Genomic DNA, 24,779 nt, shown 5'->3' on the forward strand with positions numbered 1-24,779 from the left:
TGAGCCTAGTGAACTCAAGTTTGCCGAACCGGGCGACGGTCCGATTTGAATCCGGACCACCGGCGAGGCAACATTGAGTCCGCATCACTCAACTTCGTGGAGGTAACGCACATGGCCCGCGCGGTCGGTATCGATCTCGGTACGACGAACTCCGTCATCGCCGTACTGGAAGGTGGCGAGCCCACCGTCATCCCCAACGCCGAGGGAGCGCGTACGACGCCCTCGGTCGTGGCCTTCGCCAAGAACGGCGAGGTCCTGGTCGGCGAGGTGGCCAAGCGCCAGGCCACCACGAACGTCGACCGTACGATCCGTTCGGTCAAGCGCCACATGGGCGAGGACTGGAACGTCTCGATCGACGGCAAGAAGTTCACCCCCCAGCAGATCAGCGCCTTCGTGCTGCAGAAGCTGAAGCGGGACGCCGAGGCGTACCTCGGGGAGCAGGTCACCGACGCGGTCATCACCGTGCCGGCCTACTTCTCCGACGCGCAGCGCCAGGCGACCAAGGAGGCCGGCGAGATCGCCGGTCTGAACGTGCACCGGATCGTCAACGAGCCCACCGCGGCCGCGCTGGCGTACGGGCTGGACAAGGGCGCCGAGCAGACCATCCTGGTCTTCGACCTCGGTGGCGGCACCTTCGACGTGTCGCTGCTGGAGATCGGCGACGGCGTCTTCGAGGTGAAGGCCACCAGCGGTGACAACCACCTCGGTGGTGACGACTGGGACATGCGGATCGTCGAGTGGCTGGTGACCCAGTTCAAGAACAAGAACGGCACCGACCTGTCCGGCGACAAGATGGCCATGCAGCGGCTGCAGGAGGCCGCGGAGAAGGCCAAGATCGAGCTGTCCAGCGCCGCCGAGACCTCGATCCACCTGCCGTACCTGAGCCTGACCGACTCCGGCCCGCTGCACCTGGAGGAGAAGCTCTCCCGGGCCGAGTTCCAGAAGCTCACCAACGACCTGCTCGAGCGCGCCCGCGCGCCGTTCAAGGCCGTCATCAAGGACGCCGGCGTGGACGTGTCGAAGGTCGACCACGTCATCCTCGTCGGTGGCTCCACCCGGATGCCCGCGGTGGCCGAGCTGGTCAAGGAACTGACCGGTGGCAAGGACCCGAACAAGGGCGTCAACCCCGACGAGGTCGTCGCCGTCGGCGCCAGCCTGCAGGCCGGTGTGCTGAAGGGTGAGGTCAAGGACGTCCTGTTGCTCGACGTGACCCCGCTGAGCCTGGGCATCGAGACCAAGGGCGGCGTCTTCACCAAGATCATCGAGCGCAACACCACGATCCCGACCAAGGGCTCGGAGATCTTCACCACCGCCGAGGACAACCAGCCGTCGGTGATGATCCAGGTCTACCAGGGTGAGCGCGAGATGGCCCGCGACAACAAGTCGCTCGGCAACTTCGAGCTGACCGGCCTGCCGCCGGCGCCGCGCAACGTGCCGCAGATCGAGGTCACCTTCGACATCGACGCGAACGGCATCGTGCACGTCAACGCCAAGGACCTGGCCACCGGCAAGGAGCAGCGCATGACGGTCACCGGTGGCTCCGCGCTGCCGAAGAACGACATCGACCAGATGGTCCGCGACGCCGAGCAGTACGCCGAGGAGGACCGGCTGCGCCGCGAGGCGGTCGAGTCCCGCAACCAGTCCGAGGGCCTCGTCTACCAGACGGAGAAGTTCCTGCAGGAGAACGAGGACAAGATCCCCGACGACGTCAAGACCGAGGTCAAGGACGGCGTCGCGGAGCTGAAGAAGGCGCTCGAGGGCACCGACGACGAGGCGATCAAGGCCGCGTCGGAGAAGCTGTCGCAGTCCAGCCAGAAGATGGGTGCCGCGATGTACGCGAACGCCCAGGCCGCCGGCGGCTCGGACGAGAACGCCTCCGCCGACGACGGCAGCAGCGCGAACAGCAACGACGACGACGGTGTCGTCGACGCCGAGATCGTCGACGACGAGCGCCCGCAGGACAAGAAGCAAGAGGACGACAAGTGACCGATCGCGACCCAGGCAGCGAGTTCGGCGACGGCGAGCCCGTCGTCCGGGACAAGCGCCGGATCGACCCGGAGACCGGCAACCTGCGGGAGCCCGCCGAGCAGTCGGCGGCCCCCGCGGGCGGTCCCGCGGCAGGCATGCCGGGTACGCCGGGCGCCCAGCCGCCGCGGGAGCCCTCGGACCTGATCGGTCCGTCGGCCCAGGAGGCCCTGTTGACCGAGGCGCTGGCCGAGCGTACGGCCGACCTGCAGCGACTGCAGGCGGAGTACGTGAACTACAAGCGTCGCGTCGACCGGGACCGGGAGGCGAACCGCGAGGTCGTCATCGGCACGGTGCTGACCGAACTGCTGCAGACGCTGGACGACATCGGCCGGGCCCGTGAGGCCGGTGAGCTCGAGGGTGCCTTCAAGGCGGTCGCCGAGTCGGTCGAGCGGGTGACCGAGAAGCTCGGTCTGACCAAGTACGGCGAGGTGGGCGACCCGTTCGACCCACGGATCCACGAGGCCCTGCTGCACAACTATTCCGACGAGGTCGACGGTCCGACCGCGACGCTGGTGATGCAGCCGGGCTACCGCCTCGGCGAGCGGATCCTGCGGGCGGCCCGGGTCGCGGTCTCCGAGCCGACCGAGCAGCTCCCGGCCACCGAGGCCGGGGACGGCGAGGCCGAGAAGCCCGCGGAGTAAGGCATTCTTCCCGAGGAGGTGGGGCGTCGATGAGTACGAAAGACTGGTTGGAGAAGGACTTCTACAAGGTTCTCGGCGTCTCCAAGACGGCTGAGCCGGACGAGATCAAGAAGGCCTACCGCAAGCTGGCGCGCAAGTTCCACCCGGACTCCAACGCCGGGGACGCGTCGGCCGAGGCCAAGTTCAAGGAGGTCTCCGAGGCGTACGACGTGGTCGGAGACGTCAAGAAGCGCAAGGAGTACGACGAGGCCCGCCGGTTGTTCGGCAGCGGTGGCTTCCGGATGCCGGGTGGCGCCGGCCAGGCCGGTGGACAGGGGTTCGGCTTCGATGTCGGCGACCTGTTCAACCGGGGTGGCCAGCCCAGTGGCAGCGGCGGCGGTCTCGGCGACATCCTGGGCGGCATGTTCGGCGGTGGTGCCGGCCGTACGACGGCCACCACCTCGACGGCCCGGCCGCGCCGGGGCGCCGATATCGAGACCGAGGCGACGATCGAGTTCGCCGAGGCCGTCAACGGGGTCACCGTCGCGCTCCGGATGACCAGCGACGAGCCCTGCAAGACGTGCCGCGGCACCGGGGCGAAATACGGGACCGTGCCGAAGGTCTGCCTCAAGTGCGAAGGCACCGGAATGCAGACCTCGGTCCAGGGTGGCGTCTTCGCGATGACCGAGCCGTGCACCGAGTGCAAGGGTCGTGGCCTGGTCGTCGACCAGCCCTGCGAGACCTGCCACGGCTCCGGCCGCGGTCAGTCGAGCAAGACCATGCAGGTCCGCATCCCGGCGGGCGTGCAGGACGCGCAGCGGATCCGGCTCAAGGGCAAGGGCGCGGCGGGCGAGCGTGGTGGACCCGCCGGGGACCTCTACGTGAGCGTGCACGTCAAGCCGCACCGGATCTTCGGCCGGCAGGGCGAGCACCTGACCCTGGCGGTCCCGGTGAGCTTCACCGAGGCGGCGCTGGGGGCCGAGATCAAGGTCCCGACGCTGGACGGGCTTCCGGTCACCGTCCGGATCCCGGCCGGTACCGCGAACGGCAGCAAGTTGCGGGTCCGTGGCAAGGGCTCGGTGCGACGCGACGGGACGAAGGGTGACCTGTTGCTGACCATCGAGGTGCAGGTGCCGCACGAGTTGAGCGACGAGCAGCGCGAGAAGCTGCAGGCGTTCAGCACGGCGTCGGCCACCGACGATCTGCGTGCCGGGTTGTTCGGGAGTCCCTGATGGGCATCCCGTTCAGCCAGGTGCCGACCTGGGACGACCGCACCCCGATCTACGTGATCTCGGTGGCGGCCCAACTGGCCGGCATGCACCCGCAGACGCTGCGGCAGTACGACCGGCTCGGGCTGGTGACGCCGAGCCGGGCGAGCGGGCGCGGGCGGCGCTACTCGGCGTACGACGTGGCGCGGTTGCGCTACGTGCAGCACCTGTCGCAGGAGGAGGGCGTGAATCTGGCGGGCATCAGGCACATCCTCGAGCTCCAGTCGGAGGTCGAGGGCCTGCGCCACACGGTGAACAAGCTCCTCGCCGAGGTGCAGCGTGGGGTCGGCGTCTCGCGTCAGCAGACCCAACGCAGCCGGGTCTTCTCGGCCGGCCCGGCCGGCGACGTGATCGCCATGGGCCGTCAGCAGACCACCACCCGGTGGATCCGCACCCAGCCACTGGAGCTGGACCAGCGCTGAGCCGTTGCCGGGAGCCCCCAACGGGGGCTCCCGGCACCAAGGCACTGCCACCACAGACTTCCGGAAGCCTCAACCCCCGCGAGGCTTCCGGTTCGGCCGGTGGCTTCTTCCCCCGGAAGCCGCCGGTGCCCGGAGGCACTGAATCCCCCCAGGTGTCTCCGGCCACGGCCGGAGTTCGTTTTCCCCGAGACGACTCCGGCCAGAGCCCCCGGACCCCCGTGGTCCGGGGGCTTCCTCACGTTCACCCGCCGGTCACCGGAGATCACGTGGGATCCGGGCCGATCCGGCCTACTCTGGCTGAGTGACGATCATCGTGCAGACAGACCGGCTGGTGATCCGGGACTGGGAAGAAGACGACGCCGAGGCCGCGCTCGAGATCTACGGCTCGGCCGACGTGGCTCAGTGGTTGTCGCCGGCCATCGAGCGGGTCACCGACGTCGCGACCATGCGGGTGATCCTGCAGGCCTGGATCGAGGCGCAACCGAACTTCGTCGTACCGGCGGGCCGCTGGGCGGTGGTGCGGCAGGAGGACGGTGAAGTCGTCGGTGGGCTGCTGATCCGGTTGCTGCCGCCGTACGAGGAGGACCTGGAGATCGGCTGGCAGTTGCGGCCGAGCGCCTGGGGCAACGGCTACGCGAGCGAGGCGAGCCGGGGGCTGACGAAGTGGGCCTTCGACGAGGGCTCGACCGACGAGCTGTACGCGGTCGCCCGGCCGAACAACAAGCGCGCGATCGCGACTGCGGCCCGGCTCGGGATGGAGTGGGTCGGCGAGACCGACAAGTACTACGACCTCAACCTGCAGGTCTACCGGATCCGCGCCTCGGAGTTCAAAGCCTGAGCCTGCTCGGTGCGGTCCCGGCAGAAGGTCTGCGACAGGGCTGCCGTGGTCAGGAACGCCAGCCCCAGGATGACGTACGCCGCGCCGAAGAACTGCCCGGGCCAGGACCAGTGCCGGCCTTCCGGGTCGAGCATGGTGTGCGGCCCGATCAGAAACAGGATAGTTGCTGCCAGCATCCAATAGTGACGGTGGCAGCCCAGGTAGAGCGCGGCCGGGACGACCCACACCCAGTGGTGCGACCAGCTCACGGGTGACGCGAGCAGTCCCCAGGTGGCGATCGCGAGCAGCGCCAGTACGTCGTCGCCGGCGGCGCGCGCCCGGCGAGCCGCCACCGCCGCCAGCACGCCGGTCACCGCCACCAACCCGAGCCACAGCAGCGACCGGACCGGCCCATCGGCCATCACTCGGCTCAGGAACGCCTGGAAGCACTGGTTGTACGCGTACGTCGCGCCGCCGATCCGGTCCGGATCGAACAGCACCCCGAACCAGTACTTCGCGGAGTCACGCGGCGCGAAAGCGAACCCGAGCACGGCCAGCCCGACGAAGGTGGCGACCGCGACGGCGGCTTCGCGGTACTGCCGGCGGACCAGGAAGTAGAGCACGAACACCGCGGGCGTGAGCTTGATCGCTGCGGCGAGACCGACCAGGACCCCACGGGGCCAGCGGGTCCGGGGCAGCAGGCAGTCGAGCGTCACCAAGGCCATCAGGATGAGGTTGACCTGGCCGAAGCCGATCGTCGACCGGACCGGTTCGAATGCGAAGGCGGCGACGGTCGCGGCCAAACCGAGCATTACGGACGGCCGGCCTCGGTCGCGCAGCAACCGGGAGGACACCACGAGCATGGTCGCCGTCAGTGCTGCCGCGCTGGTGATGCAGAGAGCGAGGTCGGCCAGTGGCATCGGGAGCAGGTGCAGCGGGACGAAGAGCACGGCGGCGAGCGGTGGGTAGGTGAACGGGAGCGCCACCCACGGGACGAGTTGCCCGAAACCTTCGGAGTACAGGCTGATGTCGTTGAGCCAGGCGTAGCCGCCGGTGCGGTAGACGTTGAGGTCTACATTGCCGGACCAGCTGAAGTAGAGCAGCGGAGTGAGAGCGACCGCCAGTAACAGGAGTTGGAAGTGCCTGCGGACGAGAGCTTCGTAGATCGGCTTCATCCGAGTTCCTCGGTCTTGAGGGCGAGGGTGACCAAACCCGTTACCAGGAAGGCGATCGCGGCGATCGTGTAGGAGTTGCCGACGAGTGCCTGCGGGAAGGTGTGATGGAACTCCTGGTCGTGGGCCCACGGCGCCTTCCAGGGCAGGCCGATGGCGAAGACCAGCGTCCAGACGCCGGCGAAGACCTGCAGCGCCCGGCTCCTGGTGGCCCAGGACCACACCACGGCGACGGCGGGAAGCACCCAGATCCAGTGGTTCGACCAGGAGATCGGTGAGACCAGCAGTCCGGTGATTCCGGTGGCGACGACGGCGTCCAGCGACCGGCCGGCGTCGTACAGGCGGCGGGCGATCAGCAGGCCGCCAGAGCCGATGATCAGAGCGCCGAGCAGCCAGAGTGGGCCGGTGATGCCGGAGTTCCCGGTCAGGCGGGCGATCGCGCCGCGCAGCGACTGGTTGCTGATGTAGTGCGCGGGACCCGGGCGGCCGGGATCGAAGATGTACTTGGTCCAGAACTCCACGGTCGGGCCGGGCACGACCAGCCAGCCCAGCAGCAGGGTGCCGGCGGTTGCCGCGGAGGCGACCGCGGCCTCACGGAAGCGCCTGGTCACCAGCAGGAAGACGATGAAGATGCCCGGCGTGAGTTTGATGCCGGTGGCAACGCCGATCAGTACGCCGCGGAACCGGCGTGGCGTGTGGCCGAGCAGGTCCACCATCAGCAGGGCGAGCAGTATGAGGTTGATCTGACCCATCCCGAAGGTCGAGCTCACCGGCTCGAGCGCCAACCCGGCTGCGGCACAGACCAGCCCGGCGCCGAGGGCACGGTCGCGGGACCAGTGCGGCCGGACCGCCCGTGCCGTCACCCAGCCTGCGACCAGCAGGGAGATTGCCGACAGCAACGTGATCAGCAACCGCGCGAACTGCTCGCCGACCGCCAGCGGCGCCATGATCATCGCCGCGAACGGCGGATAGGTGAAGCCGAGGCCCATCCCCGGGTACTGGTGATGGATCGTGTAGATGTCCTCGCCGTCGACGAACCCCTTCGCCGCGGCGAAGTAGACGCGCAGGTCGGACATCGTGGCCGTCGGCGGCCAGAGCGCCACACAGAGCGTGACGATCGCGACCGCGGCAAGCAGGAAAGCCGGCAGCAGACTCCGGGTTCGGACCGGCTGGAGAACGGGACTTGTGGTCATGTGATCGACCCTCGCCGCCGGGCCCCGGTCGGCACATCGCCGTCAAGTGCTCTGCGTGCTCACTGCAATGGATGAAGAATCGACACACGGTGTCACTCCAAAGAGTGACGGCCGGAACCCCTCCGGAGTCGCAGAATGAACAGGTGAGTGGAGACAGCACGCCCGTGAGCAGAATCCGGGCTTTCCTGATGAGTCGCTCGTCGGACGTGCTGCTGGCCGTCATCGGTCTGGCGATCACCCAGGTCCAGCTGTGCAAGCATCCCGGCGGCTGGCCGGACGGCTCCTTGATCGTCCAACTGCTGCTGGCTGTCGCACCCGCCCTGATCGCCGTCCGGCGAGTGGACCCGGTGCTCGCCTCCGTCGGGCTGGTGATCGGCACGTTCTTCTCGATGGTGCTCGGCCAGGTCGACTTCGTCCTGCTGGCCGGTTCGCTGCTCGCGTTGTGGTCGCTGGCCGACCGCTGCCGCATCACCACGGCGGTGTTGGTGGGGCTGGTCGTCACGGGTGTGCCGATGGTGGGCAGGTTCAGCTGGGGTGGTTTCGAGGCAGCACTCCTGCCCTCGATCTATCGCGAGGGGGCGCGAGACCCCTTCCGGACCTTCGCCTTCAGCGAGATCACCGCCGCGGGGTACAACCAGATGCTGGCGGCGAGATGGCCGTGGTGGCTCTCGATCGCGCTTTTCGCGGCGTGTCTGCTCGGGGTGCTCTACCGGGTTCTCCGCCGGCGCGCGGTCGTGGAACGGACACTCCGGGAACGGCTCGACGATCTGCGCGGCTTCGTCCTGACGGTGGTCGTGCTCGACGTGGTGCTGGCGATGACGGCGACGTCGCTCATCCTGTGGGACCTGGGCCGGGATCTCGGCCGGGGCTACTGGTGGAGCGCGCCGGACTGGATGCCGTACGCAATCGCTTTCTCGGCCCTGACGCTGGTACTCCGGCGGCGCTGGCCGGTCGGGCCGGTGGTGGTGCTCGCGATCGGCGCCCTGCTGACCTACTGGCAGACCTGGGAAAGCTGGACGGTACTCGGTGCGCTGGCGGTGGCGCTCTACTCCTTGGCGGCCAACTGGCGGCCCCGGCATTCGTTGCCCATAGCAACGGCCGTGCTGGTGGGGTTGCCGGCGCTGGCCGCGTTGGTGCGGTACCCGCAGCTGGTGCTCGTCTTCCCGGAACTCAGGCGGTATCTGCAATGGGACGGCTTCACCGGGCGGGAACGCAACTTCGTCTACGAAGGCATGGTGGACCAGCAGTGGCCGGCGCTGCTGTCGTTGGCATTGGCGCTGCCGGTCCTGGGCGGAGTACTGATCCGGCTGTACCGGCGGAACAGGGCGACCGCGGCTCGTGAGGCCGAGCTGGAGCAGTTGACGCAGGAGCAGGACGCGGCGCAGGTGGTGCTGACCGAGCGGTCGCACATCGCGCGGGACCTGCACGACGTCGTCGCGCACGCGGTGAACCTGATGGTGATCCAGGCCGAGACCGGGCCGGATCTGTTGCAACGTGGGGATCGAGAGGTGCTGGCCGGGTTCCAGCGAATCGGTGATACCGGGCGGCGGGCGCTCGGCGAGCTGGATCGGCTGCTGTCGGCGCTGCGGGATGCAGATGGCGTGCCGGATCCGCAGTTGGCACCGCAGCCGGGGCTGGCGGAGATCAGGCAGTTGGTACGGGATGTCTCGCACGAGCGGCTGACGGTGTCGTTGCAGCTGGACGGTGATCCTTCGGTGCCGCCGACGGGGCATCAGTTGACGGCGTACCGGTTGGTGCAGGAGGCGTTGACCAATGTGGCGAGGCACGCCGAGGCGACGAGAGCGGGAGTGGTGGTGCAGGTCAGCAGCGAGGGGATCGGGGTCACGGTGACGGATGACGGGATCGGCTTCGACCTCGCGGCGGCCCGCAAGGGTGGTCGGCACGGGCTCGCGGGGATGCGTGAGCGGGTGCGTATCCACGACGGGAGACTGGAGATTCGGTCGGCGCCGGGGTCGGGGACGGTGATCGAGGCCTGGTTGCCGGTGGCCACGCCGGGGAAAAAGGTGCCTGAGGCAAGCAATGCGGCGGTGGCCGGGGGAGCGGGGATGAGGGATGCCGCCACGTCGGTGGACGGCGGGGCGGCCGGGGTGGGGGCCGACGGGGCTGGTGGTGCGGCGTGATTGACGGCGGGACGGTTGAGGTGGCGGCTGATGCGTCGAGGACGGCCAGATCGGCGGTTCGCCCGGTGAGGCTGGTGGTGGGGTGTGACTGACGATGGGATGGCGATCGTGGATGGTGGGCAGCCGCCGATCAAGGTGATGGTGGTGGACGACCAGGATCTGGTCCGGGACGGGATCGCGATGATCCTGGACGGTCAGCCGGATATCGAGGTGGTGGCGCAGGCCGTCGACGGGGCGGACGCGATTCGGAAGGCCGCCGCGGTGCTGGATCTCGGCGTGGTGCTGATGGACGTCCGGATGCCGGTGATGGACGGGATCGAGGCGACCCGGCGGCTGGCCGGTACGCCGAACGCGCCGCGGGTGCTGATCCTGACCACCTTCGACCTCGACGAGTACGTGTACGACGCGCTGCGGGCGGGCGCGAGCGGGTTCCTGCTGAAACGGTCGTCGCGGGACGAGTTGATCAACGCCGTCCGGGTGATCGCGGCCGGTGACGCGTTGCTGGCGCCGCCGGTGACGCGGCGGCTGATCGACCGGTTCGCCGACAATCGGCTCGACCCGGCGGTGGCCTCCCGGCTGGACGTGCTGACCGCGCGCGAGCGGGAGGTGCTCGTCCTGGTCGCGAAGGGCAACTCCAACGCCGAGATCGCCGCCGGGCTGCACCTGACCGAGCACACGGTGAAGACGCACGTCAGCCGGATGCTGGCCAAGACGGGACTCCGGGATCGCGTCCAGGCGGTGATCCTGGCCTACGACGCGGGGCTGGTGACGGCCGGCCCGCAGCGCTGAGCGCGGGGGAGATCCCTGAGTTTTCCCCAGCTTTCGCCAGAGTTGAGCGGAATGCACTCAAGTTTGGATACGTTGTCCCTGGTAGGACGTGTAGCTGAGCTTGAAAGGCTGGAACCAGATGGATGTTCAACGGTTGACGACGCTGGCCCGGGAAACCCTGTCGGTCGCGATCCGTCAGACCTCCGCGGCGGGCAACCCGACCGTGGAACCGGTTCACCTGCTGTCGGCCCTGCTCGCGCAGCCGGAGGGGACCACGATCGGTCTCCTCGAGGCGGCGGGCGGTGACCTCGACGCGGTACGCCGCCGTACGGCGGAGCAGTTGTCGCGCCTGCCCAAGGCGAGCGGTGGCAGCGTGCAGGCGCCGAGCCTGTCACCGAAGACCAGTGACGTGCTGAACCAGGCGGAGCAGCGCGCGCTCGGGCTCGGGGACGAGTTCGTCTCCACCGAGCACCTGCTGATCTCGCTGGCCACTGTCGAGGGGGCGGCGCAGACCGCCCTGGGCGTCACCGCGGACGCGCTGCTGCAGGCGTTCGACGGGATGCGCGGCAACCGGCGGATCACCTCGCCGGAGGCGGAGGGCACCACCAAGACGCTGGAGAAGTACGGCGTCGACCTGACCGACCGGGCCCGGGACGGCAAGCTCGACCCGGTGATCGGGCGCGACTCGGAGATCCGGCGCGTCGTGCAGGTGCTGTCCCGGCGGACCAAGAACAACCCGGTGCTGATCGGTGAGCCCGGCGTCGGCAAGACCGCCGTCGTCGAGGGGCTGGCCCAGCGCATCGTGGCGGGCGACGTACCGGAGTCCCTGCGGGGCCGCCGGCTGATCAGCCTGGACCTGGGCGCGATGGTGGCCGGCGCGAAGTACCGGGGTGAGTTCGAGGAGCGGCTGAAGGCGGTGCTGACCGAGATCAAGGAGTCGGACGGCCAGGTCATCACGTTCATCGACGAGCTGCACACGGTGGTCGGCGCGGGTGCCTCCGGCGAGGGCGCGATGGACGCCGGCAACATGCTGAAGCCGATGCTGGCCCGGGGTGAGCTGCGAATGATCGGTGCCACCACCCTCGACGAGTACCGGACGCGGATCGAGAAGGACCCGGCGCTGGAGCGGCGGTTCCAGCAGGTGTTCGTGGGCGAGCCCTCGGTCGAGGACTCGATCGCGATCCTGCGCGGTCTGAAGGAGCGCTACGAGGCGCACCACAAGGTCGCCATCTCCGACTCCGCGCTGGTCGCGGCCGCGACCCTGTCGAACCGCTACATCAGCGGCCGGCAGCTGCCCGACAAGGCGATCGACCTGGTCGACGAGGCGGCGTCCCGGCTGCGGATGGAGATCGACTCTTCGCCGGTCGAGATCGACTCACTGCGGCGGACGGTCGACCGGCTGAAGATGGAGGAGCTCGCGCTGTCGCGTGAGGAGGACGCCTCGTCGCAGGACCGGCTGGCCCGGCTGCGGGCCGACCTCGCCGACCGCGAGGAGGAGCTGCGCGCGCTGGAGGTCCGCTGGGAGAAGGAGAAGTCCGGCCTGAACCGGGTCGGTGAGATCAAGGAGCGGATCGACGAGCTGCGCGGCCAGGCCGAGCGGGCCCAGCGCGACGGCGAGCTGCAGCGCGCCTCCGAGATCCTGTACGGCGAGATCCCCGAGCTGACCAAGGAGCTCGAGGCGGCCTCGGCCGAGCCGCAGGTCACCGACGGTCCCGACGCGATGGTCAACGAGGAGGTCGGGCCGACCGAGATCGCCGAGGTGATCGCGATGTGGACCGGCATCCCGACCGGGCGGCTGCTCGAGGGTGAGACCGGCAAGCTGCTCCGGATGGAGGACGAGCTCGGTGAGCGGCTGATCGGTCAGCGCGAGGCGGTCAAGGCCGTCAGCGACGCCGTACGGCGCGCGCGGGCAGGCATCTCCGACCCGGACCGGCCCACCGGTTCGTTCCTGTTCCTCGGGCCGACGGGTGTGGGTAAGACCGAGCTGGCGAAGGCGCTGGCGGACTTCCTGTTCGACGACGAACGCGCGATGGTGCGGATCGACATGTCGGAGTACGGGGAGAAGCACAGCGTCTCCCGGCTGGTCGGCGCGCCTCCTGGCTACGTGGGCTACGAGGAGGGCGGTCAGCTGACCGAGGCGGTGCGCCGCCGGCCCTATTCGGTGATCCTGCTGGACGAGGTGGAGAAGGCCCATCCGGAGGTCTTCGACATCCTGCTGCAGGTGCTCGACGACGGGCGGCTGACCGACGGTCAGGGGCGGACGGTCGACTTCCGCAACGTCCTCCTGGTGCTGACCAGCAACCTCGGCTCGGCGTACCTGGCGGACATGTCGGTCGACGACTCGGTCAAGCGCGACCAGGTGATGAACGTGGTCCGGACGGCGTTCAAGCCAGAGTTCATCAACCGGCTGGACGAGATCGTGCTGTTCGACGCGCTGGGCAGCGAGGAGCTGACCAAGATCGTCGGCCTGCAGATCATCGCGCTGCAGCAGCGGCTGGTGGACCGCCGGATCAACCTGGAGGTCGGCGAGGACGCGATGGAGTGGCTCGCCCTGACCGGCTACGACCCGGTCTACGGCGCCCGGCCGCTGCGCCGGCTGGTTCAGTCGGCCATTGGTGACGAGTTGGCCCGGGGGCTGTTGTCCGGCGGCATCCGTGACGGTGACACCGTCCGCGTCCGCCTGAACGAGGCGAAGGACGCGCTGGACGTCACCTCCGTCTGAGCTGGTCTCGTGAACCACCCCGTACCGCGTAGGTACGGGGTGGTTTTGCGTCCGTCTGGGAGGATTCGGGCAGGGGTCTCAGGTGGAAGGAACTCGGTAAGAGATGAGCGACCAGTACGGCGGGAGCGGCGACGAGCGGCCGGGGCCCTACCAGGGCGTGTTCGGCTCCTCCGGCCAGCAACCACCACAGCAACCGCCACCACAGCAGCCGCCGTACGGCGGACAGCCTGGCGCGTACGGCGGCGTCTACGGGCAGAACCCGTACTCCTACGCGCCTGACCCGGCAGCGGCTCCCAAGCAGGTGCGGATCGCCGCCGCCATCTCGCTGGCACTCGGCACCCTCTGCGTGCTGCTCGGGCTCTTCACCCTCACCTCGGCCGGCGCCGAGATCGCCAACGTCCTCACCGGCGACCCCTCCGCCAAGGGACTGGTCGTCGGAGTCATCCTGGTGAGCAGCCTGGCGTACCTGCTGCCGGCGATCTACCTCCGCAAACGCCGCCGCTGGGCGCGCACCATGATGATCATCGTCGCCGCCCTGGGAATCGCCGGCGGCATCACCGCACTCCCGGCCTCGCTGCTGGGCCTCGGCCTCCACGGCGCCCTGCTCTATCTGATGTTCCAAGAACCCACCAAACGCTGGTTCCAAGGGCCGCGCTGATGGAGATCTGGATCAACCCGGCCTGCTCGAAGTGCCGCGCCGCCACCGCCGCGCTGGACGAAGCCGGCGTCACCTACACCGTCCGCCGCTACCTGGACGACCCACCCACGGCCGCGGAACTGGAAGCAGTCCTGACCCGACTCGACCTGGACCCCTGGCACATCACCCGCCTCAACGAGCCCGCCGCGACGCCGCTGAAAACGCTGCCCCGGGACGCGGCCCACCGCGCCGACTGGATCGAGGCCCTGATGGCCGACCCGATCCTGATCCAGCGCCCCATCCTCACCACCGACGACGGCACCACCGCCATCGCCCGAGACCAGGAAACCCTCAGCCGCCTGCTCGGCGACTGAAGTAAGAATCGCGTTGCAGGAAAGGCTGACTTTTCTGTCAGCCGTTCGGTGATCTGCCCCAAGCTGCCCGGTCTGCCCCTGCGAGTGGTGCCCGAGGCGCGTGCTGATGCGCTGCAGTATCCGCAGATGCCCAGTACGCCGCCGCCAGTTTCCGCCCTCACCGCTTGGGTCGACGAGTCCATCGTCGTCGGCAACCAGCATTTCCTAGGTGCCTACACGCTCGCGTCTGTGATCACGGATCCAGCCAAAGAGGACGACCTTCGCGATGCTGTGCGAGCGCTGAGAGAGAAGAAACTCGTCCGGCTGCACTGGGCCATGGAGTCCGCCAAACGGCGTGACCTGATCGTTCATGCGATTGGGGAGTTGGGTGTTGCGGCGATCGTTGCGCTGGGTTCGCCGGTTCATCGGCAGAAGCAGGAGCGTGCCCGGCGCTGCTGCCTCGAATGCCTTCTCTATGAACTGGAGCGCTTCGGAGTAGACCAAGCTTGGTTCGAGACACGCGCCGCGGTGCAGGACCGGCGCGATCTCAGACTGGTCGACAGTGCGCGAGAGAAGGGACTGATCTCGCGCCAGCTGTCCGTTGGCTTTGCGCAGCCGACGCAAGAACCGTTGCTCTGGTTGCCCGACGCAGTTGCTGGTGCAGTGACCGCCGCACAGATGGGGGAGCCCCGATGGTTGCTCACGCTGTCTGAGTCGGTCGGCATCTATCCGGTCGCCGTGCGCTAGAAAGCGCGAAAGCTGGGTCCCACCGTCCGGAGGGAATCCCAGCTTCACTTCTCCACAAGGTGCCCTAGGGAGCTGATGTAAGTCTTACACACCTCACGGCGAAATGTCGCGGGGCATTTTGGGGCAGTTGCGGGCAGCTCAGAGCTTCGTGAGGCGGGTCAGTGCCTCTTCCAGCACCTCGGGTTTCTTGCAGAAGGCCCAGCGGACCAGCGGGCGGCCGGCTTCGGTGTGGTCGTAGAAGACCTGGGTGGGAATCGCGACGACGCCGGTGCGTTCGGGGAGCATGCGGCAGAACTCGATGCCGTCGGTGTGGCCGAGGGGACGGATGTCGGTGGTGACGAAGTAGGTGCCCTGCGGTCGGTGGACGCCGAAACCCAACGACTCCAGGCCGTCGCAGAGCAGGTCGCGTTTGGCTTGCATCGTGGCGCGCAGGGTGTCGAAGTACTCGTTGCCTAGGGCAAGCGCTCCGGCGACGGCCGGCTGGAAGGGTGCGCCGGAGACGTAGGTGAGGAACTGCTTGGCAGTGTTCACCGCCGTCACTACCGAGGGCGTGCCGGTGACCCAGCCGATTTTCCAGCCGGTGACCGAGAAGGTCTTGCCCGCGCTGCCGATCGAGACCGTGCGCTCCGCCATTCCCTCGTACGCCGTCAGCGGGCGGTGCCGCCGGCCGTCGAAGGTCAGGTGTTCGTAGACCTCGTCGGTGATCACCACCAGGTCGTGGTCGACCGCGATCGAGGCGATGCCGCGCAGTTCGGTGTCGTCGAGCACGGTGCCGGTCGGGTTGTGCGGTGAGTTGATCAGCAGCACCTTGGTGCGCGGCGTCACCGCGGCGCGGAGCTCGTCGAGGTCGAGACGGAAGTCGGGGGCGCGCAGCGTGACCGGTACGCGACGTCCGCCGGCCATCGCGATGCAGGCGGCGTACGAGTCGTAGTACGGCTCGAGGGCGATCACCTCGTCGCCAGGCTCGACGTAGGCCAGCAGGGCGGCAGCGATCGCTTCGGTGGCACCGGTGGTGACGAGCACCTGGGTGTCCGGGTCGTACGACAGGCCGTAGAAGCGCTGTTGGTGGTCCACGATCGCCTGGCGCAGGGCCGGGATGCCGCGGCCGGGCGGATACTGGTTCGCGCCGGCGCGGATCGCGGCGACGGCGTCCTCCAGTACCGAGTCCGGTCCGTCGGTGTCGGGGAACCCCTGGCCGAGGTTGACCGATCCGGTTCGCACCGCGAGCGCGGACATCTCCGCGAAGATCGTCGTCCCGAGCCCTTGCAGCCGCTGAGCGTGTTCGCGCATGCCTCCGACCCTAACCCGCCGGCGCACCCGGTGCCGGCTCGGCGGACTGCCCGAGCCGGCCGGAAGCGGGCTAGTTCCAGGGGGTCGGGGGTGGCGGGGGAACGACCGCCGGGCGGTCTTCGCAGTGGCCGGGAGCCCCGGCGTCGGTGGTCCAGTTGCCGTCGTTGCCGGCGCCGAGCCGCACGTCGAACTCCGGCGTACCGGTGAAGTGGAAGGTGCCGCAGTTGTTGACGAACGGCGCTCCCACGTTGCGGGCGTCGACGTTCTCGAAGGTGGCCCAGCCGCCGACCCGGGCGTTCAGCACGTTCGTACCGGTGCCGTCGACCTTGATGTTGAGGAAGGCAACGTTCGTCACGGTGTGCTCGTCCTTGACCGGCCAGTCGACCACGAACATGAACGCGTTGTACGTCGAGTCCAGGAACGAACTGTCGGTCACCTCGATCCTGCCGGCCAGGTCCGACTGCAGCGCGTACAGCCAGATCGCGCCCAGCCCGAGGTCCCAGTTCAGGTCCCGCGGGCCACCGCGGACCGTGGTGTTGCGGGCGAACGACAAGGTGCCCTCGAACGGCGTGGAGTTGAACCGCGAGCCGGCGTGCAGCGTGCTGCCCTCGCGGAGCGGATCGGCCACCAGGTTGTCCGTCACCGCGTTGTCGCGGCCGCCGTAGATGGCGATGTTGTTGGCCAGGGTCGGCGTCTGCACGGTGTTGTGGTCGTAGACGTTGTCGTGGTTGACCAGCCCGTCGGCATTCGCCTCCGACCACATCGCCAGCCCGTCGTCACCGGTGTTGCGGACGAAGTTGTTGGTCGCCCGGACGTGCGAGACGCCCAGGTGCAGGTTCATCCCGTCGGCCACCGCGTCGGTGATCACGTTGTTGCGGATCAGCGCGCCGCTCATCGGCCCGTCCAGCCAGATCCCGACCTTGGTGCGGTGCAGGTACAGGTTCTGGATCACCGAGCCACCACCGAGCGCACCACCGATGCCGTTCACCTGGTCGGTGTCGATCCGCTCCCGGACGTCGCTCTCGATCGCGAAGTCGGACAGGTGCACCTTCGTGCTGCCGCCGTCGGCGGCGTACTTGCCGTAGAAGCCCGGCGCGCCGTGCACCGACTTGTCCGGGGCGGGCTGCGCGAGCGGCAGCACCTTGCCCTTGATGATCGTCCACCAGTTGCCGGCGCCGGTGACCGTCACCTTGTCCACGACGATGTGCCGGTTGACCTGGTAAGTGCCCGGCGGGATGAAGACCGCCAGACCGAGCTTCTTCGCCACCGCGATGGTCCGGTCGATGGCGGGTGCAGCATCGCGGCGACCGGTCGGGTCGGCCCCGAAGAGCTGCACCGAAAGGGACCTGCGCGGCTGCCGCAGCGGAGCTGCGACGAGCTCGAAGTCGGCGACGTCCAGAACGGTCCAGGCAGCGGGAGCCCCGGCCGGAAGCTGGAAGCGGATCTTCTGCCCGGCCTTGACCGTCTTGCCGAGCAGCAGTCGCTGCTCGTCGTAGAAGTGGTTCGGCCGGAAGGGCTTGGTGACCGGGTCCGGTTCGGGCTTCCACCAGCCGGGGTTCGGGTCGACGTTCGGGTCGTTGGAGAACGGATACATGCCGTACAGCCACGAGTACTCCGACGTCAGCGTCATCGTCTTCGCCCGCTTGCCGTTCACCAGGACGTCCAGCGGCGACCGCAGCCCACCTCCGGACGCGGTGTCGGGGATGCTGTAGCGAAGAGTCAGCGCGTTGGCCGGCTTCGACAGCGTGAACTCCACGTACTGCCCAGCCTGAGTCAGCCGTACTGCGGTGCGCCCCGAAGCCTCGGCGGGCAAGGTGTAGGCCTCGCGGCCAGGGCCGATCTTCTCGCCGGTGGTGGCGGCGTTCTCCGCCTCCTGCTCGACGAAGGGAACGGTGGCGCCGCGGCCCTGCACCAGCGCCGGATCGAGTCCAGCGCGGGTCACTACCGGAGCTACTTGAGGCGGCTGGTTGGGATGGCTCGGGCGGCCGGCGGTGGTGGCCGGGCCGGCAGCGGCCGACAGACCCGGTACTGCGAGCAGCGCGCCGACGACGGCACCGATCAGCACCGGACGACAGCGGAAGAGGAACTGGGACACGGGCGACATCCCCTCGAACTCACGGCCGCCCCACAGGCGATGCCGTACTGAGCCCGGACACTACGCACGCCGACTGTTCTTCGCAAGATTTCGACAGAAGGAAGTAATTTCCGTGCAAATGGTGTTCTCGGTAGGGGCTGAAGACGTAGCTCAAGCCAGCGCGATGGCGACGATCCCGGCCAGTACGACGGCGCTGCCGAGCAGCCGCCGTCGCGCCCCGGCCTCGCCGAGGAGAAGCCAGGCGACCAGGCCGCTCAGGACGATGCTCACCTCGCGGGCGGGGGCAACCAGACTCACTGGCGCGATCCGCATCGCGAACAGCACCAGCAGATAGGCGACTGGTGAGAGCAGGCCGACGATCATCACCTCACGCTTGTTCTCCTTCCACAGCAGGCGAAGCGGCTCTCGGTCGCGAAGTACCTTGGGTGCCAGGATGGCGCTCTGGATAAGAGATCCGGTGGCGAAGTAGATGAGCGGTGGCACGGCGAGAGTTGTTACGGAGTACGCGTCCCAGAGGGTGTACGCCGCGATCAGGGCGCCGGTGGCTACGCCGTACAGGACTCCGGCTCTGACGCCAGGGCTCCTCGGGCGTCGCAGGCCGCCGCCGCTGATCGTCAGCACGCCTGTGACGATCAGAGCGGCACCCGCCAGGCCGATCGGGCCGGGGCGCTCGTGAAGTAACGCGACGGCCAGTACTACCGACAACAGAGGGCCGGTGCCGCGGGCCACGGGGTAGACCACTGAGAGGTCGCCGGCGTCGTACCCGCGCTGCAGCACGATGCCGTAGGCGACGTGCAGTACTGCGGTGACGACCGCGGCCAGCAGCCAGTTCCAGTTCGGTTCCGCGCCTGTGGTCAGCAGGGCGATGACAAGAGCGGGAAGCAGGAAGACGGCAGCGGCTGTGTAGTAGGCGAAGACGAAGGCCGCGCCGCCATGGCGGACCCGCTTCGCCGCGAAGTTCCAGGCGGCATGCAGGACCGCCGCGATCAGGACGAGCGTCAGCGCTTGACCGTTCATCGGCGACTCACTCTTCGCCGATGGCTACCCGGGGCTCGGGGCGGAGCGCTCGTAACCAGAGCTCCGTCTGCGCGATGTGGGCCGAGGCGGCGGTGGCAGCGGCGGCTGGATCGCGGTGCGCGATCGCGGCCAGGATCGCGCGGTGTCCGCGGTCGCTGGTCTGCTTGATCGCCTCGAAGTCCGCGCCGGGCTCGAAGATCCGGTAGTGCCCGCCGCGGCCACGGATCACGCCGGTCAGCGCGGTCACCGTCGGGTTGCCGCCCGCGGTACAGATGGCGCCGTGGAACTCCGCGTCGAGGGCCTGGATCTCCGCCGCGTCGGTGGTCGCCTCCAGGCGGTCGAGAATGTCGCCCAGCAGCTTCTCCAGCAGCGGATCCTGCCGGGCCGCGGCGGCCGCGGTGGCATGTGCCTCGAGGACCCGGCGTACTTCGAGCAACTGCAGCACGCCCTCCAGCGGAATCAGCTCCACCGAGAGCGAGAATCGGCTGATGATCTCGGCCGGGTCCAGCGCCGAGACGTAGGTGCCCGAACCGTGCCGCGACTCGATCACGCCCAACGCCGCGAGCGAGCGGGCCGCCTCCCGCAGCGAGCTGCGGGACACCCCGAGGTGGTCGCAGAGCTCCGGCTCCGGCGGGAACTTCTCGCCGGGCCCGAGCGCGCCGGACGCGATCATCTGTCGCAGACCGGCCAGCGCCTTGTCCGTGGCTGCCATCAGCACCTCCCCTTCGAGGACACCCTCAGAGAGTAAGTCCTCAGACCACTTGCGGTCACGTCATCCGTATGTCCTTGTACTGGCAGCGCAGTTCTGCGTAGTGTGCTGGGATCGCTTCACAATTCATCTGATGTCAGAGCAAAGTGTCCCCCTGGCCCACATCCCCTGAGGAGAAGTGCCGAATGCGCTACCGACAGATGTTCGCACCCCTGGCCGCGGCGGTCGCACTCGTCACCGCCGCAACCGCCTGTGGCCCCGGTCCCGCCGAGAAGGAGCAGAGCGGTGGCGAGGTCAAGCTGCAGATGGTCGAGAGTCTGACCAACCCGACCAGAACCGCGCTGCTGAAGAAGCTGATCGCCGACTTCGAGGCGAAGAACTCCGGCATCAAGGTGCAGTTGATCTCTCCGCCGACCAACTCCGCGGACCAGAAGATCCAGCAGATGCTCCAGTCCGGCAAGGGCGTCGACGTGCTCGAGGTCCGTGACACCACCGTCGGCCCGTTCTCCACCAACAAGTGGATCTACGACATGGCCCCGGACCTCAAGGGCTGGGACGGTCTGGGCGCGCTGACCGAGAACGCGCTCAAGGTGACCCAGCAGGGCGGCAAGTCGTACATGGTGCCGTACGGCTTCTACGGCCTGTCGCTGTTCTACCGCAAGGACCTGGTCCAGCAGGCCGGTTTCAGTGGCCCGCCGAAGAGCTGGGCGGAGCTGGTGGAGCAGGCCAAGAAGATCAACGACCCGGCGAAGAACCGGTACGGCTACTCGTTCCGCGGTGGCCTCGGTGCGGGCGGCAACGCGCTCGCGGTGATCTCCGGCTACGTGATCGACGACCTGAACAAGGACAACGCCTTCAAGCTGACCAGCGGCAAGACGATCTTCTCGTCGCCGAAGGCCGTCGACGCGCTCGCGCTGTACGTCGACCTGTTCAAGAACGCCTCGCCGCCGTCCTCGGTCAGCTGGGGCTATCCCGAGATGGTGCAGGGCTTCACCGCCGGTACGACGGGCTTCCTGCTGCAGGACCCCGAGGTGATCGCGACGGTGAAGGAGTCGAAGTCGATCAAGGCGGACCAGTGGGGCACGGCGCCGCTCCCGGTCGGCCCGACCGGCAAGGCCGCCCAGCCGCTGGCCAACGCGGGCTGGGGCGTGGCCGAGGGCAGCACTCACAAGAAGGAGGCGGTGGAGCTGGTGAAGTTCCTGACGTCGGGTGAGCGGGCGATGACGTTCTCCAAGGAGAACAGTCTGGTCCCGATCCTGAAGAGCGCCGCCGAGGACCCGTACTTCAAGGACGGCCCGTGGGCGTCGTACGTCGCGATGAACTCCTCGCCGGACACCTACGTCGTGGTGACCCAGCCGCGCGGCGTGCCGTGGTCGACCGAGTGGGGCAACAAGTCCGACGCGGACGTCCAGAAACTCATCACCGGCAAGGCCCAACCGGCCGAGATCCTGAAGAGCTGGGACGAGTACTGGACCAAGAAGTGGGCGGGGAACTGAGCCGATGGCTCTGACCGACACCGAGCGGCGTGGTACCGGCCTGGCGCCGGTACCGCGGCGGCCGGTCACCCGGCGCCGCCAGTTCACCGGGCGGACCGCGCTGACCCTGTTCCTGTTCATGGTGCCGGCGATCGCGTTCGTCGGCATGTTCACCTACTACCCGCTGGCCAACGGCATCTCGATGGCCTTCCGCAACTACAACCTGAACGACCTGTCGGACACCTCGTGGGTCGGGCTGAAGAACTTCAGCACGCTGCTGCACGACGAGATGTTCCGTGGCACGGTGAAGAACTCGGTGATCTGGGTGGCCGGGTCGCTGATCCCGCAGTTCCTGATCGGCTTCACGATGGCGCTGTGGCTGCGGCGGAAGTTCCGCTTCCGGGGCACCTACCAGGCGCTGGTGTTCTTCCCCTGGGCGGTCTCGGGCTTCCTGATCGGCATCCTGTTCCGCTGGATGTTCAACGGCGAGTTCGGGGTGGTCAACGACCTGCTGATGAAGACCCACCTGATCAGTACGCCGGTGCCGTGGCTGGCCGACGCGAAGTACGCGATGTTCGCGGTCATCATCGCGAACGTCTGGTACGGCGTGACGTTCTTCGCGATCATGATCCTGGCCGCGCTCCAGTCGGTGCCCGAGGAGCTCTACGAGGCCTCGGCGATCGACGGCGCGGGCAAGGTCCGGACCCTGTTCAGCATCACCATCCCGGCGATCCGGACCACGCTCGCGTTGACCGTACTGCTGCGGGTGATCTGGATCTTCAACTCACCCGAGCTGATCTTCGGGATGACCGGTGGCGGTCCCGCCAACGAGACGCACATCGTCACGTCGTACATGATCCAGGTGACCCAGGAGGGTGACTACGGGCGCGCGTCGGCGATGGGCGTGATGGTGGTCTTCGTGCTGATGCTGTTCGCCGTCTTCTACCTGTTGTCCATCCGGCCCAGGAAGGCGATGCGATGATCCGCGACTACAGCACCGGCGGACGGATCGCGCGGTTCGCCGGACTCGGGCTCTGCCTGCTGATCACGATCTTCCCGCTGTACTGGATCCTGGTCACGTCGTTCAAGGAACCGGGCACGATCTTCGCCTACCCCCTGAAGTACTGGCCTTCGGACTGGTCGCTGGCCAACTACCAGGGCCTGTTCGAGCAGTCGAACTTCGCCGTCTTCCTGGGCAACAGCCTGCTGGTGTCGTTCGTCGCGGCCGCGTTCGCGACGGTGATCTCGCTGCTCGCGGCGTACGTGCTGGCGCGGTTCGAGTTCGTCTCCAAGGGCGCGGTGATGGGAGCCTTCCTGGTCACCCAGATGATCCCCGGCTTCATCGCGCTCGGCTCGCTCTACATCCTGATGACGAAGCTCTACCTGGTCGACAACCGGTGGGGCCTGATCCTGGTGTACGTCGCGGTCTCGATCCCGCTCTGCACGGTGATGCTGCGTGGCTTCTTCGAGAACGTGCCGGCCTCGCTGGAGGAGGCGGCGATGGTGGACGGCTGCTCGCGGCTCTCGGCGCTCTTCCGGGTGCTGGTGCCGGTGATGACGCCGGGGATCGCCGCGTCGTTCATCTTCAACTTCGTGAACTGCTGGAACGAACTGTTCCTGTCGGTCACGCTGATGAACAGCGACAGCAACAAGACCGTCCCGGCCGCGCTGAACGGCTTCATCAGCAGCTACAACATCGACTGGGGGTCGATGTCGGCCGCCGCGGTGCTGTCGATCGTGCCGACGATGGTGCTGTTCGCCTTCGCCAGCCGCTACATCGTGGAGGGCCTGACCGCGGGCGCCGTCAAGGAGTGAAGAGCTAGTCCTGTAGGGAAAAAAGGAAAGAAGCTAGATCCCAGACCCGCCACCGCCGCGGTGCGACGACCTCGTACTGCGCGGTGCCGGGCGCGGGCTCGCCGCCGACCAGGATCGTCGCCATGCCGAGCTGCTCCGGCACGGTCAGGTTCCGCTCCAGATCCTCGAACATCACCGCCCGGGTGGGATCGATCGAGAAGCGCTCCAGGAACCGTTCGTAGCTGCCGGGATGCGGCTTGGGCACCAGGCCGGCCGCGAGGATGTCGAAGACGCCGTCGAACTCCGCGGTCAGGCCGAGCCGGTCGAGCGCCTGCTCCGCGTGGTAGCCGGAGGCGTTGGTGTAGACGAACTTCCGGCCGGGGAGGGCCGCGATCGCGTCGACCAGCACCGGGTCGGTTCGCAGTACGGAGAAGTCGAGGCGGTGCTCGAACGACAGGTAGTCGGCCGGGTCGACACCGTGCAGGTTCATCAGGCCACGCAGCGTCGTACCGTGGGCGGCGATCAGTTCGGCCTGTTTGCGGCGGGCGCCGGCTTCGTCGACCCCGAAGAACGCGATCAGGTAGTCGCGGATGCCGTCGCCGATCTGGGCGGACAGCCCGGTGCTCGGTGGATAGAGCGTGTCGTCGAGATCCAGCACCCAGGTGTCGACATCGGCGAGCATCTGCCCAGAGTAGTGACAGACTGGCCACGTCATCGACGGGAGGAACGAAGCTGTGGCGACCGCGCTCATCACTGGACCCACCGCGGGCATCGGGCGGGCCTTCGCGGACAAGCTCGCGATCGAGGGTTACGACCTGGTGCTGGTGGCGCGCGACGAGGCGCGGCTGAACGAGGTCGCCGCCGAGATCACCGCGCTGCACGGTGTCGCTTGCGAGGTTCTGCCGGCCGATCTGACCGATCCCGGTCAGCTGGCCGTCGTCGAGGAACGGTTCCGGTCCGGGCCGATCGAAGTACTGGTGAACAACGCCGGTTTCGGGCAGAAGAAGCCGTTCTGGGCGAATCCGGTCGAGGTCGAGGAGAAGCAGTTCGACCTGCTGGTCCGGGTCGTCCTGCGGCTGACGCACGCCGCGGTGCTGCCGATGATCGAGCGCGGCTCCGGTGCGATCGTGAACGTCTCGTCGATCGCCGGTTTCCTGCAGCGCGGCAGCTACAGCGCGCACAAGTCCTGGGTGACGAACTTCTCCGCCGGTCTCGCGATCGAACTGCACTCCCGCGGCGTCGCCGTGATGGCGCTCTGCCCGGGATTCGTGCACACCGAGTTCCACGAGCGGATGCAGATGGACAAGACCATCGTGCCGTCGTTCATGTGGCTGGATGCCGCGGAACTGGTCGACGCGGCCTGGGCCGACCTGATGCGCGGCAAGTCGATCTCGATCCCGTCCTGGCGCTACAAGGTGATCGCCGCGGGCGCCCGCTACATCCCCCGCACCCTGATCGCCCGGCTGTCCACCGTCGGCCTGGACGGCCGCCGCCGCGCCTGAACCGGCAGA

22 protein-coding genes are annotated in these 24,779 nt (G+C 68.2%); 15 read left to right on the forward strand and 7 right to left on the reverse strand.

Features of this window, described 5'->3' with window-relative positions:
* Positions 1-111 precede the first annotated feature (111 nt).
* From dnaK to OX958_RS03265, 5 genes are all read left to right on the forward strand, one after another.
* Positions 112-1,986 (forward strand): molecular chaperone DnaK, encoded by a 1,875-nt coding sequence (dnaK, locus tag OX958_RS03245; RefSeq protein ID WP_270135609.1) that lies wholly within the window; start codon positions 112-114, stop codon positions 1,984-1,986.
* Complete coding sequence (grpE, locus tag OX958_RS03250; protein WP_270135610.1) at positions 1,983-2,669, forward strand: nucleotide exchange factor GrpE; 687 nt, start codon at positions 1,983-1,985, stop codon at positions 2,667-2,669. The genes dnaK and grpE overlap by 4 nt, the downstream gene beginning before the upstream one ends.
* Positions 2,670-2,698: 29 nt before the next feature.
* Positions 2,699-3,880 (forward strand): molecular chaperone DnaJ, encoded by a 1,182-nt coding sequence (gene dnaJ, locus OX958_RS03255; protein WP_270135611.1) that lies wholly within the window; start codon positions 2,699-2,701, stop codon positions 3,878-3,880.
* On the forward strand, positions 3,880-4,338 hold the full coding sequence (locus OX958_RS03260; protein WP_270135613.1) for a heat shock protein transcriptional repressor HspR: 459 nt from the start codon (positions 3,880-3,882) through the stop codon (positions 4,336-4,338). The genes dnaJ and OX958_RS03260 overlap by 1 nt, the downstream gene beginning before the upstream one ends.
* A 301-nt stretch (positions 4,339-4,639) precedes the next feature.
* Positions 4,640-5,176 carry a GNAT family N-acetyltransferase gene (locus OX958_RS03265; RefSeq protein WP_270135615.1) on the forward strand — a complete coding sequence of 179 codons (537 nt, stop codon included), beginning with the start codon at positions 4,640-4,642 and terminating at the stop codon, positions 5,174-5,176.
* On the opposite strand, the gene OX958_RS03270 is transcribed toward OX958_RS03265, so the two are convergent.
* On the reverse strand, positions 5,143-6,330 hold the full coding sequence (locus OX958_RS03270; RefSeq protein WP_270135617.1) for a glycosyltransferase 87 family protein: 1,188 nt from the start codon (positions 6,328-6,330) through the stop codon (positions 5,143-5,145). The genes OX958_RS03265 and OX958_RS03270 overlap by 34 nt on opposite strands.
* The gene (locus OX958_RS03275; RefSeq protein WP_270135618.1) at positions 6,327-7,520 is read right to left on the reverse strand and encodes a glycosyltransferase 87 family protein; all 1,194 of its coding nucleotides are present in this window, start codon (positions 7,518-7,520) and stop codon (positions 6,327-6,329) included. The genes OX958_RS03270 and OX958_RS03275 overlap by 4 nt, the downstream gene beginning before the upstream one ends.
* A gap of 188 nt (positions 7,521-7,708) precedes the next feature.
* Here OX958_RS03275 and OX958_RS03280 point away from each other — a divergent pair, with 188 nt between their 5' ends.
* The 6 genes from OX958_RS03280 to OX958_RS03305 all read left to right on the forward strand — a co-directional run bounded on the left by OX958_RS03280 (position 7,709) and on the right by OX958_RS03305 (position 14,888).
* Positions 7,709-9,661, forward strand: a complete 1,953-nt coding sequence (locus OX958_RS03280) for a sensor histidine kinase (RefSeq protein WP_270135620.1) — start codon at positions 7,709-7,711, stop codon at positions 9,659-9,661.
* A gap of 84 nt (positions 9,662-9,745) precedes the next feature.
* Positions 9,746-10,450, forward strand: coding sequence for a response regulator transcription factor (locus tag OX958_RS03285; protein WP_442913245.1), 705 nt, complete (start codon positions 9,746-9,748; stop codon positions 10,448-10,450).
* Between the two features lie 118 nt (positions 10,451-10,568).
* The gene (gene clpB / locus OX958_RS03290; protein WP_270135621.1) at positions 10,569-13,151 is read left to right on the forward strand and encodes an ATP-dependent chaperone ClpB; all 2,583 of its coding nucleotides are present in this window, start codon (positions 10,569-10,571) and stop codon (positions 13,149-13,151) included.
* A gap of 103 nt (positions 13,152-13,254) precedes the next feature.
* Positions 13,255-13,809 carry a hypothetical protein gene (locus tag OX958_RS03295; RefSeq protein ID WP_270135622.1) on the forward strand — a complete coding sequence of 185 codons (555 nt, stop codon included), beginning with the start codon at positions 13,255-13,257 and terminating at the stop codon, positions 13,807-13,809.
* On the forward strand, positions 13,809-14,162 hold the full coding sequence (locus OX958_RS03300) for an ArsC/Spx/MgsR family protein (RefSeq protein WP_270135624.1): 354 nt from the start codon (positions 13,809-13,811) through the stop codon (positions 14,160-14,162). Before OX958_RS03295 ends, OX958_RS03300 begins: the two co-directional genes overlap by 1 nt.
* Positions 14,163-14,249: 87 nt before the next feature.
* The gene (locus OX958_RS03305) at positions 14,250-14,888 is read left to right on the forward strand and encodes a hypothetical protein (protein ID WP_270135625.1); all 639 of its coding nucleotides are present in this window, start codon (positions 14,250-14,252) and stop codon (positions 14,886-14,888) included.
* A 138-nt stretch (positions 14,889-15,026) separates the two neighbouring features.
* Here the strand turns inward: OX958_RS03305 and OX958_RS03310 are convergent, their stop codons facing one another.
* From OX958_RS03310 to OX958_RS03325, 4 genes are all read right to left on the reverse strand, one after another.
* Positions 15,027-16,178, reverse strand: a complete 1,152-nt coding sequence (locus tag OX958_RS03310; protein ID WP_270135626.1) for a pyridoxal phosphate-dependent aminotransferase — start codon at positions 16,176-16,178, stop codon at positions 15,027-15,029.
* Positions 16,179-16,248: 70 nt separating this feature from the next.
* The gene (locus tag OX958_RS03315) at positions 16,249-18,282 is read right to left on the reverse strand and encodes a glycosyl hydrolase family 28-related protein (RefSeq protein WP_270135628.1); all 2,034 of its coding nucleotides are present in this window, start codon (positions 18,280-18,282) and stop codon (positions 16,249-16,251) included.
* A 141-nt stretch (positions 18,283-18,423) separates the two neighbouring features.
* A complete protein-coding gene (locus OX958_RS03320; RefSeq protein WP_270135629.1) occupies positions 18,424-19,290 on the reverse strand; it encodes a DMT family transporter in 867 nt (288 codons plus the stop codon).
* Positions 19,291-19,297: 7 nt separating this feature from the next.
* Positions 19,298-20,002: a FadR/GntR family transcriptional regulator gene (locus OX958_RS03325; protein WP_270135630.1), complete on the reverse strand. Its 705-nt coding sequence runs from the start codon at positions 20,000-20,002 to the stop codon at positions 19,298-19,300.
* Between the two features lie 182 nt (positions 20,003-20,184).
* Here OX958_RS03325 and OX958_RS03330 point away from each other — a divergent pair, with 182 nt between their 5' ends.
* Genes OX958_RS03330 through OX958_RS03340 form a run of 3 tightly spaced genes read left to right on the forward strand, consistent with a single transcriptional unit; the run spans position 20,185 to position 23,289 of the window.
* Positions 20,185-21,495 (forward strand): ABC transporter substrate-binding protein, encoded by a 1,311-nt coding sequence (locus OX958_RS03330; protein WP_270135632.1) that lies wholly within the window; start codon positions 20,185-20,187, stop codon positions 21,493-21,495.
* 4 nt (positions 21,496-21,499) lie between these two features.
* Positions 21,500-22,456 (forward strand): carbohydrate ABC transporter permease, encoded by a 957-nt coding sequence (locus OX958_RS03335; protein ID WP_270135633.1) that lies wholly within the window; start codon positions 21,500-21,502, stop codon positions 22,454-22,456.
* Entirely contained in the window at positions 22,453-23,289 is an 837-nt protein-coding gene (locus tag OX958_RS03340; RefSeq protein ID WP_270135634.1) for a carbohydrate ABC transporter permease, read from the forward strand. Before OX958_RS03335 ends, OX958_RS03340 begins: the two co-directional genes overlap by 4 nt.
* A 4-nt stretch (positions 23,290-23,293) precedes the next feature.
* Here the strand turns inward: OX958_RS03340 and OX958_RS03345 are convergent, their stop codons facing one another.
* Complete coding sequence (locus tag OX958_RS03345; protein ID WP_270135635.1) at positions 23,294-23,950, reverse strand: pyrimidine 5'-nucleotidase; 657 nt, start codon at positions 23,948-23,950, stop codon at positions 23,294-23,296.
* Between the two features lie 52 nt (positions 23,951-24,002).
* Between OX958_RS03345 and OX958_RS03350 the strand changes: the two genes are divergently transcribed.
* Entirely contained in the window at positions 24,003-24,770 is a 768-nt protein-coding gene (locus tag OX958_RS03350; RefSeq protein WP_270135636.1) for an SDR family NAD(P)-dependent oxidoreductase, read from the forward strand.
* Positions 24,771-24,779 lie beyond the last annotated feature (9 nt).

Origin of the sequence: Kribbella sp. CA-293567, assembly GCF_027627575.1 — a bacterium.
Taxonomy (GTDB): Bacteria; Actinomycetota; Actinomycetes; order Propionibacteriales; family Kribbellaceae; genus Kribbella.

Excerpts from the sequence above, each read along its gene's own strand:
- dnaK (WP_270135609.1), top strand. The coding sequence starts at position 112 with ATGGCCCGCGCGGTCGGTATCGATCTCGGTACGACGAACTCCGTCATC.
- dnaJ (WP_270135611.1), top strand. The coding sequence starts at position 2,699 with ATGAGTACGAAAGACTGGTTGGAGAAGGACTTCTACAAGGTTCTCGGC.
- OX958_RS03260 (WP_270135613.1), top strand. The coding sequence starts at position 3,880 with ATGGGCATCCCGTTCAGCCAGGTGCCGACCTGGGACGACCGCACCCCG.
- OX958_RS03270 (WP_270135617.1), bottom strand. The coding sequence starts at position 6,330 with ATGAAGCCGATCTACGAAGCTCTCGTCCGCAGGCACTTCCAACTCCTG.
- OX958_RS03275 (WP_270135618.1), bottom strand. The coding sequence starts at position 7,520 with ATGACCACAAGTCCCGTTCTCCAGCCGGTCCGAACCCGGAGTCTGCTG.
- OX958_RS03280 (WP_270135620.1), top strand. The coding sequence starts at position 7,709 with ATGAGTCGCTCGTCGGACGTGCTGCTGGCCGTCATCGGTCTGGCGATC.
- clpB (WP_270135621.1), top strand. The coding sequence starts at position 10,569 with ATGGATGTTCAACGGTTGACGACGCTGGCCCGGGAAACCCTGTCGGTC.
- OX958_RS03295 (WP_270135622.1), top strand. The coding sequence starts at position 13,255 with ATGAGCGACCAGTACGGCGGGAGCGGCGACGAGCGGCCGGGGCCCTAC.
- OX958_RS03300 (WP_270135624.1), top strand. The coding sequence starts at position 13,809 with ATGGAGATCTGGATCAACCCGGCCTGCTCGAAGTGCCGCGCCGCCACC.
- OX958_RS03310 (WP_270135626.1), bottom strand. The coding sequence starts at position 16,178 with ATGCGCGAACACGCTCAGCGGCTGCAAGGGCTCGGGACGACGATCTTC.
- OX958_RS03315 (WP_270135628.1), bottom strand. The coding sequence starts at position 18,282 with ATGTCGCCCGTGTCCCAGTTCCTCTTCCGCTGTCGTCCGGTGCTGATC.
- OX958_RS03320 (WP_270135629.1), bottom strand. The coding sequence starts at position 19,290 with ATGAACGGTCAAGCGCTGACGCTCGTCCTGATCGCGGCGGTCCTGCAT.
- OX958_RS03325 (WP_270135630.1), bottom strand. The coding sequence starts at position 20,002 with ATGGCAGCCACGGACAAGGCGCTGGCCGGTCTGCGACAGATGATCGCG.
- OX958_RS03330 (WP_270135632.1), top strand. The coding sequence starts at position 20,185 with ATGCGCTACCGACAGATGTTCGCACCCCTGGCCGCGGCGGTCGCACTC.
- OX958_RS03335 (WP_270135633.1), top strand. The coding sequence starts at position 21,500 with ATGGCTCTGACCGACACCGAGCGGCGTGGTACCGGCCTGGCGCCGGTA.
- OX958_RS03340 (WP_270135634.1), top strand. The coding sequence starts at position 22,453 with ATGATCCGCGACTACAGCACCGGCGGACGGATCGCGCGGTTCGCCGGA.
- OX958_RS03345 (WP_270135635.1), bottom strand. The coding sequence starts at position 23,950 with ATGCTCGCCGATGTCGACACCTGGGTGCTGGATCTCGACGACACGCTC.